Consider the following 9737-nt stretch of genomic DNA (forward strand, 5'->3'; position numbering starts at 1 on the left):
CGCTGTCGTGGTTGCCGGATGACAGAGAATCAGTGCGAGCTTCCTTACCGATAGCCTTTTTGAGGCCGCCATTGGCGGGGGGCAGGCTTAGCTGCCAGGCTTTCTATGAAAGGTGTAAAGACATTCTGATGTCCTGGGCAATCCGGGGGGCACGTCACGACGCGGGTATGGGTCTTCTGGAAAACGGAGTGACAGCGCTTGTAGTTCTGGCTACCAGGGAAGGAACTGCCGCTGCCGTTGATGTCTTAAAAGTGCAGTTCCGGAAAATGTTGACGGGCTGATGCCCCCACACCGTAAGTCCGTGGCCGTGTTGCAGCCCGCCTCGTCAGACGCATCAGTGAAGTCCGTCGCTACGCGGGTATCCCTTCATCTCGTATTGAACATGAGCTTGCACTGCTTGAACATAGTGCTGCACGTGTAATGATCCATGAGATGGCGGAAATCCTTGCGCCCGGGCAAATACAGCCGCAGTGATCCGGAAGAGTAAACCAGGGGGGCCGGGCATGGCTGATACGAAGCCTGGCCCCGGAGGTCACTCTGGCTTCAACAAAGAAAATCATTGCCCTCGCTTTTCGGGGAAGGGCATATGTACGGTTACTTCACTTTTTCACCCATGATGTAGGTATGTTCTATGGTGCGATCGTCACCCATCATTTCAATTGCGAAGATTTTGCTTTCGACCGATTTGCTGTTCTCAGTTCTGATTTTCAACGCATTGTCACTCTGTGGATTGATAACGATGAAGTCGGCTTCTTTCCCTGGAGTGAAACTTCCAATTACGTGGTCAAGTGACAGGGCTCTTGCTCCTCCAAGGGTCGCCATATACCAGTTTTCCATCGGATCGAGAGGGTGGATATTTTCGGGTGTTTCTGTGAACGCTTTTCTTAACTGCGTCACGTTGTAGGCTCCCCCCATAACTTTAAGCATGGACAGACTGGTACCGCCCCCAACGTCAGTTCCCAGTCCTGTTTTAACCTGATTTTTCTGGCTCTGTTCCAGATTGAATAACCCGCTCCCCAAAAACAGATTCGACAAGGGGCAGAACGCCACACTGCTGTGTAACGTTGCCAGTATCTGAAAATCTGCATCAGAAACATGAACTGAATGGGCAAAAACAGACTTCGGCGTGACGAGACCATAATGTCTGTAAACATCCAGGTAACTTTTGCTCCATGGGAACAAGGTTTTCACCCAGGAGACCTCCTGCCAGTTCTCTGCCAGATGGGTTTGCAACCAGACATCCGGGTATTCACGTAATAACCTGCCGGCTACCCGCAGTTCTGCCTCACTGGAAGTGGGCGCGAATCGTGGGGTAACGGCGTAACCCAGGCGTCCCTTATTTTTCCATTTCTCTATCAGCATTTTGCTCTGCTGGTAAGCCGTCTCTGGCGTGTCCAGTAGCGGGGCCGGCGCATTCCTGTCCATCAGCACTTTTCCGGAGATGAGACGCATATTTTTCCCAAGCGCTTTGCTGAACAGCGCATCCACAGAAACGGGATTGCTGGTGGCAAAGACCAGTGCTGTTGTAGTGCCATTGTTGATCAGTTCGTCGATAAATTTCCCGGCATAAATAGTGGCATGCTCCGGTGCACTGAATTTTATTTCGGTCGGGAAAACATAATCGTCCAGCCAGTCGAGGAGTTGTTTTCCATAAGAGGCTGTCATTTCGATTTGAGGAAAGTGTACGTGTGTGTCAACAAATCCGGGGGATATTATTTTCCCGCTATAATCAATAATCTGGTCAGGATGATATTTTGCCTGCATCGCAGTGGATGAGCCGACATCAACAATATATCCGTCTTTTACCAGTAATAAGCCATTATGGATATAATGGCGGGACTGTATTTTCTCTTGAGGATCTCCCGTAAAGTGTAATATATCGCCTTTATAACCCGTTAATGATGCATGGGTAATGAAAGGTGCAAGCAACAGGCTTGCAAAAAATGCGTGTTTCATTTTAATCCTTAAGGTATGTAAATGGTCTGGTGAAACGAGCTTTGTGTTCGTCTGTCCAGACCATTTTTAAAAAGAGTTTATTGTCTGATCAAACGTGTTGTTGGCAGAATGCTTTCAAAATCACTTCGGAACGGGTTGATATCCAGCCCACCACGCCTTGTATAACGGGCAAAAACGCTAAGTTTTTGCGGGCGGCAATATTGTTTAATATCCATGAAAATCCGCTCAACACATTGCTCATGAAATTCATTGTGGTTACGGAATGAAATGATGTAGTGAAGAAGCCGCTTTGGATTGATTTTCTTTCCTTCGTATTTAATGATAAGACTGCCCCAGTCAGGCTGGTTCGTGACAAGACAATTTGATTTAAGCAGGTTTGATGTGAGCATCTCTGAAACAGTAATGGCGTCATCAGTCACAGCATTGTTCAGTATTTCAGGGCTGAACGAGTAATCCTTAACGTCAATATCTTCATGGTCGATATTGATTCCCGGTAAGGCCATGATGGTATGATTAAACCCGATAAAATGGGGGTACAGCCTGACTTTTACTTCCCCTCCCGCAACCTGGCTAAGATCCTTTGTGAGTATGGCTGCAACAGCATCATGGCTTCTGATCTTTGTCTGGTTAAAACTGTTGAGATACAGCTTCAGCGATTTGGATTCTATCAATCCCGGCGTCGTGGCCGGGATTTCAAACTCTCCAATGGCAACAATAGGTTTACCTTTTTCATTGAGCCAGGAAATTTCATATGCTGTCCACAGATCAAAACCTGAAAAGGGGAGGTTGCCCTCACCGGTAATTCCAGCCTGTTTTCTGCCCAAAGAGCGTGGTAACGACTCCAGAATGGACGGCGAGTAAGTCTGTGGGGGCGCTATTTTTGAACCCAGCACACTTAGCGCATCTTCATCGTAATCAGGCATGTTAATTCCTTATTGATTTACTGTGTGAATAAATTTTCTGAATAACTTTCGTGTCCCATAGATAGGAAATACACCGGAGACAGCGTAGATAAGTTTAATAATAAATTGCGATACGATCATGGCTTTAATTGTTGGAAGGCTGAGTACACCATAAAAAGCAATGCTACAAAAAATGATACTATCGATGGCTGCCGCACAAACTGAACTGATGATGACCCTGACAAAGAGATACCTGGAGTTGGTCAGGACTTTTATTTTGCACAGCAACCATGAGTTGATGTTTTCGGAAAGGAGATAGGCCAGAGAGGATGCAAGCAGTACAGCAATAATATTGTGAATGAAGTACCGATAGGCCTGATCGTGAGGCCATTCTTTAAGGTCTGGTAAAAGTGTAGTCATCCACAACCCCCCCACGAAGAGGATGTTAGCAATAAATGATATGATAATAGTTCTTCGCGCCATCTTAAGCCCGTAAAACTCATTGAGTATATCCACCAGGATGAATGTCAGTGGATAGAAAAAAATGGCCGGGGGAATAATAAGATTAAATGTGGACAGATGGACAGGCTTTACACCGCTGACAGTGGACAGAATGTAAATGACAGCCAGTGCTAAACTGATGGAGAAATATGCGTACCAGGAACGTTCATTTCGGTCGCTCATTTCATACTCAGTGGTTATGTTGTGGTGCATATACAGTTTTTTGTGTAGCGCTTTTATTTCATGAGGATTTAAATCATCTGAGATTTCTGAGTCGTCAAGCTCCTTCAGGGGCATGGCAATCACTTTCCCGGTCGACAGAACCAGCACTCTGGCAGTGATGATTTCGCCAAAGAGAAAGCCCAATAGTTTGTATTTAAGATTGTATTTCACTGACATATTTCCTCAATCAGGACGCCTAACCAGACTTCCTGGTTGTCACAGTTGTTTTCTTCCGATGACGTTTCTCTGATTTTTAGCGTGTTGTTGTTATCCAGAAACAGCGAGGGCAGCAGGCTTCGTTTAAAGGGGGAACGATTCACGATGAGTAAGGTCCCCACATCAAAAGTCTCCCCCATCTCGGCATCAATCAGAAGCGCAATAAAATTTCCACCTGAACTGAAATACCAGGTAGTATCAAAAATCTGTATGAGCTGGCCTACAGTCTTTGAAAGTGTGTTGCGCAGGCAGGTCCCCGGAATAATCGGGAGCGCAATCGGGTTCTTGTTCCCGTTGAATGCTAATGTCTCCTCCGTTTGTTTCATTTTACCCAGGTCAGTATTCTCGATGGTTTCGCAGGAGATGCCAAAAAAATCAGAAATCCGGGTGACCGTCGACTGTTGTACATGACTGACTTTGCCTTCCAGTATTTTATAAATTGTTGCGCGAGTCAGACCTGTTTTCTGGCTGAAGGACGTTTTAGTTTCGCCATGCTCCTCTATCAGGAAATTTATATTTTTAGCAATATTGCTATTACGTTGCGCATTTGTGATCCTATTGCTCATGTTTAACCTGTTCGCTAGCGAGATTTGAGAGAAGGACTGTTACGGAAGCTACGTTTCACAGCGTAGTGGACCAATAACGATTTTCTAATCGATTGTGTGTTTTTGTTGTTTATTTCGGATGTTTCTCTTGTTGTCCTAATTTTAAATAAAACATCAGGTTGATGAGTTGCTTTTATGGAAGGATTCAAATTAATGATCACATGTTAATTATTGTGTTGATTTTAATCCGAGGGTGCGCTATTCCTGCTTAAGTTGAGGTGCATCCATCTCTGAAAGGAATGAATTAAAAACAAGGCGGGAATAATGATGTCAGCGCATCAATCGTTATCGGAAATAAAAAAGAAAATTCTTATTTTCATGTTGACAGTCGAGCGTCATTTTCCAGGTTCTTTCCCGATAAGATATATTCATAAATCGCTTGGTATTGACAGTGTTTATTATTCCTGTGGGCTGCTGGAGTCCGCAGGTTTGGTTTGCCTGCAGCGAAAGCCCAATCGCAGGGTCTTTATCGAGCTGACCGATGCCGGGCGTGCGATGGCGGCTTCGCTGATGCCTGTGGAATATTGTCAACATCGGGAGGCCGGGAACCGGATCTTACCTTCCCGCGCTCAGAGAAGAGAGATGCGGGACATTGAAATCGACATCAGAGGGCGGCCTTACATTGTCAGCCGGGCGGCATTTGTTATCCATCCCGATGGCACGACAAGCCTTGCCTTGTGGAGTAAAAATAAAGGTCAGGCCTGGCTGAACGGTAATGCCCGCCAGGTCAGTGAGTGGTACCAGGCCTGCTATGACGCCGGGTTGCCTGTCAGTGTGCAGGTTGAAGATGATCGGTGGATGGCCAGCCTGGACGACAGATTGCCACACCTTTCACGAGGGGAAGCCGTCGTTATTTTTCCCTCACCATGCTGAGTTAGGCGTGACCGGGCAGGCAGACCGGAAACAAAATGCCATTTTATCTCTGCATTTGAGGACATCCGAGGCCTTACACTGATACGCCTGAACATACGGCCATTATTGACTGGAAAGGGGAGCGCCTGCCAACCCTGAAAGCCGGTTGCTGTACCCGGCCTATAACCGGACCGCCAGGGATGAGGCTGAGCAGACGTACCCCTTCAGCGTGGAATGCAAAACCTCCCATCAACGGGCATAGCCGGGGTTCGGGCGTCCCACCTGATCAGCAATCTGCGTATCACCGATAATCTTCGGCTGCTCAACACCCACCACTGGCCTCTGGCGCGTAGCGCACTGGACACGCTCAGCCATTTTCTCTGCAGCGGTTAAGTGAGCATCTCAAAGAGCTGGATAGTCAGTTCGTCGAACAGGAGAAAGAAATCCAGTACCAGCATCGTGAAAATGTGAACCGCCGGAGATTATCGGAGATACCCGGCTCTGGTCCGATAACGACAAGCGCTCTGATGGCGTGGAAAACCGATCCCGCATCTGCATAAGTGTCAATACGGTCTGTATATGACGCTTACGTTTCTCTGTGCCAACATGTTAAACGTATTCCGATTATTTGAAATAAGTGGCTATTTTACTGAATGGAAGGCTTTCCAATCTTCATCTTTGCAGCAGTGGCCTCTCAGTAGACCTCTTCCACTGGATGACCAATAATGAGCCGTCATGTGTATTTAAAGACCAGACGCACTGAAACAGTGCGCAGACCTAGTGAGCCGATTTTGCAACAGTGCAGCTGTGATCCTGTAGTTCTTCCGCCGTCGCGGGAGAACTTACGCTTCCCGGATTGACCAGAAGCAGAAATTCGTCCGACCGTGTGCGCGCAGGTACGACAGTCACTTCTGCGTACTTCATATTGCTCCGATATCGCTCATGTACCAGGTCGAAAATGTTCTCATTGAGAAAAGCCGTTGCACTGAGCTTCCTGATATCATAGAGAATGTCTCGATCATTTTTATTTTTAAGCGGCTTGCTTTCCCATCCCCATCCCAGTTTTTCGATATCAAGGTCACTGAGGCTTTGTTGGGTTTTTGCCGCCAGGCAGGATATATGAATATGCAAATGATTTTGTGTCCGGCTATTTACCGGATTGATGGTCAGGGCAATATCTTTCTCCGCCAGTTTTTTCCCTCGTTGTTTTAGTTGGTCAAAGACAAAACCACGTGATTGCCAGGCACTGTAAAACAAGCTACTCACCGGATGCGTGTAGGGACGACTAAGAACGCCTTTATCCTCAATACCTGTGACATTGTCCATCGGCAGCAGAAGAAACTGGTTATCACTGGCGGTTCTTGTTTTCAGAATGACATACCCGGCCTGATAGTCCATCAGGCTGCAGTCACCATAATTCCCCGCCTTTTTATACTGGTCCTCACAGCCCTGAAGTGCCTCATTCAGCTCATTGCCTGTGGCTGCCTGCAAGGCATGCGCGGACAAAATAGACGTACACAGCATACACATGAAAAATAGTCTTGATACAGAACCTGGCATATCCTTTTCTCCTTGTTTTAATCCCGATAGTCTCTGTCGTTTTTACTTCACGGATATGCTCACATGGGTCAGTAGCGCTCCCCGCGATTTACCATCACTCCGTGCCTTTCCCCGAACAGAAAGGTAATACTCTGCTGACTTTTTGGGCGTGAACGAATATTCCCGATCCTTCCATTCGGTTGTCGTCACAACGGTTTCCTGATGATCGTATGCGGCAGTTTCGACCGCTGAGTCGCCAATCCGCCATGTATACTGATCTGTTTCAGACAAATTTGTAGCCTGATAATTGTCGCGTGCACCAGTCCATTTGATGACATAATTTACGCCTTCAGTCAGATGAACACGGGCATATATGCGACCCGGCTTGTTGTTTACTGCCAGTTTAACCGCTGAGTGAAATCGCCTGGATGGCAGGCCGCTGTTTGTCTCACCCAGCACTTCCACTGGCGTTTTATCTGACAACACAGTAGAGCCAACAGTCCAGTCGTCGTGCGAAGAGCCATCCGGCCAGGTATCCACGCTTCCGGTGCCAGTGATACTGAGGTCTGACAGGTCATTTTTTAGCAAATTTTTACCGGGTGTATCCGTATTGTCTGGTCGCCATGTTGTGAGCTCCACCCTGCTCGTGACCAGGTCTATTTTCACAACAGGAATGGCCTTTCCTGTTTTCTGCTGGTACTGTTCCGCTAGTTTTTTGGCAACCGTGAAATCAGCGTCAACAAACCCCTTTCCGGCCTGATTCGCGTAAAAAACAGCCTTGATTTGGGGCATGTCTGTTTCCCCCCAGGGCTTAACGACAAGTTCATTCCAGCTGGCGTTGAGCGCATTATTCTTGATAATGTTGTGATTATCGGCTGAGGCTTTGATAGCGGCCGCAAACTGGGCAGGATCCTTAACACTGAACGAGCATTGCTTGCGACCTTCTTGTTCACGATCGGGGTAATGTTTGGTAAATGCCGTGTACCATGCGTCAGTGGTGTCACCTGTTCTATCGCTTAATGAATGTTTACATGAACTTAAATCATTAACGTCAGACTGTGTATTCTTGTCGCTACAATGGTAATTCTCTGCACTCCTGTTGTAACCCGACAAATCATTCACGGTATCTGCATCGCGTGGATAGATACACTGCAACCTGGAATCGAGGTTGGCGTGTGAAGATTCCAGAACAATCCCCACAGACTCACTGTACAAATTCTTTGTATTTGTATCTTTACGAATGTAATAGTGGGAGGTGATCGTGGCATCTGGCTTCGATGTCAGATAATTAGTCGAACGCATCACCAGCCCGGAGCAGGTCCATGCTGGCTCAGAACCGCAACCATCAACTTTATTCATCCGGGTATTCAACTCGTTGGCAATATCATGAAATTTTTGATCCAACGAGGTATCTGCGGTGGCGGAAGGGTGATAAACGACACTCATACCGAACAAGGCAAATAATCCAATAAGTAGCCGACTATTGCGACCTGTGCTCATAATTTTAATCCATTTAATTATATATTGTTGATACTGTGTGGATGACTGTCCTGGTCATAAATCATCAATTTTGACACATGATATCTGTCAGTATGCAATTTGTGTTTCATACTGATGTTTTTCCAATTTCACCAACAGAATTCAAAGTCGATATCACACTGCTTTCCTCAAGGGAAACGGTCTCCTCTGAGTAAAACATAATAATGCCTTCGTTCTTTACGTTCGAAATGGCGTAACACCCCTGAATGAATTATTTTTCATAGAAAACAATTCTCTCTTACACTTAACATAAAAATGGCACATAATCCAAATTATTATTGATCATAATTAAAGTGATTATCATTTTTTATATTCAAAATAATTTAAATTTTTTATTTTCAATAGCTCATTGTTACATTGTTATTTTAATAACAATATAAAGTGACAACGCAGTTTAGTTTGCAACTGGTAGCGGGTTTTCCCTCGATTCAGAGTTGTAGTCAGGCCTCTTCAAAAGCTGGCTGGGCATCAAAGTATTGCATAATTGCTGATTTTATATGTTTTTTAATAAAACACCTAGTTTCAGCCATTTTACAGGCGCGAGAGGGCCTGAAGCAGGCGCCATTTCCTGTTTAAAGGCTGATTCTAATCGTCAGCCGATTAGCAAAAGTGTCTCTGGTTGTTCAGCGTATATACCAGTGTTTTAAATGCATTATGCACTTTGCTTCGCCGCTCAAAACGCAGCAGTAGTTGCCGGGATTTGCTGACGGTGCGGGGGCATATGGTCGCAGTACTTGCTGATCACCCCCTGGGCGATGAGTGACGGCTTTGCCACGCCTTTCGGGATAATGTGTGCAGGCATACTACCGCTGATTTCTCGCTGGTGGCAGGTGCAACCATATTGCAGGCGAACACATCGGTTAACCACGACACGAGCCTGGATATATACCAGCTTTTCACTCACCTCATCGCGGATGTGATGCAGCGTGCCCTGGCAGTCAGGGCCGCTTTCGGCTGAGGCGGGTTCGATTGTTTTTGTGACACGGGCAGCAGGGATTTCGCAGAGAACCGGTGCAGTGGCTATGGGAAGAACGGACGATTTTTTGGAGTCCTGCCGGTAAAGTTGTTTATTCAGATTTTTTTGCGTTGATTCGTGGCGACAAAGGCCATGGCTGACTGGCCTTCCTGAAGCGAATAAAAAGATCGCAGGCCGTAGGTTTGGGTATACCTAACCGGCATTCCGCTTCAATACGCAGTAGTTTTTCTTCAAAGTGGAGACGAAGTGCCTCAAGGAGCCATGTCCGGTATGTCACGCGATAGTGCTTATTAAAAATGATGGGCACTAATTCCCCGAAACTGGAGTCTGCTGCACAGACGGTCTCAATGAGATGCTTACGACTATCCTGCAGGTATCGAAATCACTTACATGTTACGTAAGGGGAGCGTGCTGACGGGGAACGATGCA

8 protein-coding genes and 1 pseudogene are annotated in these 9737 nt (G+C 46.4%); 2 read left to right on the forward strand and 7 right to left on the reverse strand.

What is annotated here, in order from left to right; translation table 11 throughout:
* Positions 1-594: 594 nt before the first annotated feature.
* The 4 genes from guaD to CNE01S_RS14645 form a co-directional block, all read right to left on the reverse strand.
* Positions 595-1956: a guanine deaminase gene (guaD, locus tag CNE01S_RS14630; protein ID WP_061277055.1), complete on the reverse strand. Its 1362-nt coding sequence runs from the start codon at positions 1954-1956 to the stop codon at positions 595-597.
* Between the two features lie 77 nt (positions 1957-2033).
* Positions 2034-2879, reverse strand: coding sequence for an NADPH-dependent 7-cyano-7-deazaguanine reductase QueF (queF, locus tag CNE01S_RS14635; RefSeq protein ID WP_061277056.1), 846 nt, complete (start codon positions 2877-2879; stop codon positions 2034-2036).
* 9 nt (positions 2880-2888) lie between these two features.
* Positions 2889-3752, reverse strand: a complete 864-nt coding sequence (locus tag CNE01S_RS14640; RefSeq protein ID WP_061277070.1) for a queuosine precursor transporter — start codon at positions 3750-3752, stop codon at positions 2889-2891.
* Positions 3749-4363 (reverse strand): helix-turn-helix domain-containing protein, encoded by a 615-nt coding sequence (locus tag CNE01S_RS14645; RefSeq protein ID WP_061277058.1) that lies wholly within the window; start codon positions 4361-4363, stop codon positions 3749-3751. The genes CNE01S_RS14640 and CNE01S_RS14645 overlap by 4 nt, the downstream gene beginning before the upstream one ends.
* 303 nt (positions 4364-4666) lie before the next feature.
* Here CNE01S_RS14645 and CNE01S_RS14650 point away from each other — a divergent pair, with 303 nt between their 5' ends.
* Both CNE01S_RS14650 and CNE01S_RS25795 read left to right on the forward strand, forming a co-directional pair.
* Positions 4667-5275 carry a winged helix DNA-binding protein gene (locus tag CNE01S_RS14650; RefSeq protein ID WP_061277060.1) on the forward strand — a complete coding sequence of 203 codons (609 nt, stop codon included), beginning with the start codon at positions 4667-4669 and terminating at the stop codon, positions 5273-5275.
* Between the two features lie 101 nt (positions 5276-5376).
* Positions 5377-5641 (forward strand): annotated as a pseudogene (locus CNE01S_RS25795) (hypothetical protein); the annotation flags it as partial.
* A gap of 390 nt (positions 5642-6031) precedes the next feature.
* Here CNE01S_RS25795 and CNE01S_RS14655 read toward each other — a convergent pair.
* From CNE01S_RS14655 to CNE01S_RS25995, 3 genes are all read right to left on the reverse strand, one after another.
* Positions 6032-6814: a CDP-diacylglycerol diphosphatase gene (locus CNE01S_RS14655; RefSeq protein ID WP_061277062.1), complete on the reverse strand. Its 783-nt coding sequence runs from the start codon at positions 6812-6814 to the stop codon at positions 6032-6034.
* Between the two features lie 42 nt (positions 6815-6856).
* Positions 6857-8293, reverse strand: a complete 1437-nt coding sequence (locus tag CNE01S_RS14660; protein ID WP_061277064.1) for a hypothetical protein — start codon at positions 8291-8293, stop codon at positions 6857-6859.
* A gap of 712 nt (positions 8294-9005) precedes the next feature.
* Positions 9006-9476: an IS66 family transposase zinc-finger binding domain-containing protein gene (locus tag CNE01S_RS25995; RefSeq protein WP_082763232.1), complete on the reverse strand. Its 471-nt coding sequence runs from the start codon at positions 9474-9476 to the stop codon at positions 9006-9008.
* Between the last annotated feature and the right edge of the window lie 261 nt (positions 9477-9737).

The organism is Cedecea neteri NBRC 105707 = ATCC 33855, assembly GCF_001571265.1.
GTDB lineage: Bacteria > Pseudomonadota > Gammaproteobacteria > Enterobacterales > Enterobacteriaceae > Cedecea > Cedecea neteri.

Coding starts and splice junctions, on each gene's coding strand:
- guaD (WP_061277055.1), bottom strand. CDS start 1,956: ATGAAACACGCATTTTTTGCAAGCCTGTTGCTTGCACCTTTCATTACC.
- queF (WP_061277056.1), bottom strand. CDS start 2,879: ATGCCTGATTACGATGAAGATGCGCTAAGTGTGCTGGGTTCAAAAATA.
- CNE01S_RS14645 (WP_061277058.1), bottom strand. CDS start 4,363: ATGAGCAATAGGATCACAAATGCGCAACGTAATAGCAATATTGCTAAA.
- CNE01S_RS14650 (WP_061277060.1), top strand. CDS start 4,667: ATGATGTCAGCGCATCAATCGTTATCGGAAATAAAAAAGAAAATTCTT.
- CNE01S_RS14655 (WP_061277062.1), bottom strand. CDS start 6,814: ATGCCAGGTTCTGTATCAAGACTATTTTTCATGTGTATGCTGTGTACG.
- CNE01S_RS14660 (WP_061277064.1), bottom strand. CDS start 8,293: ATGAGCACAGGTCGCAATAGTCGGCTACTTATTGGATTATTTGCCTTG.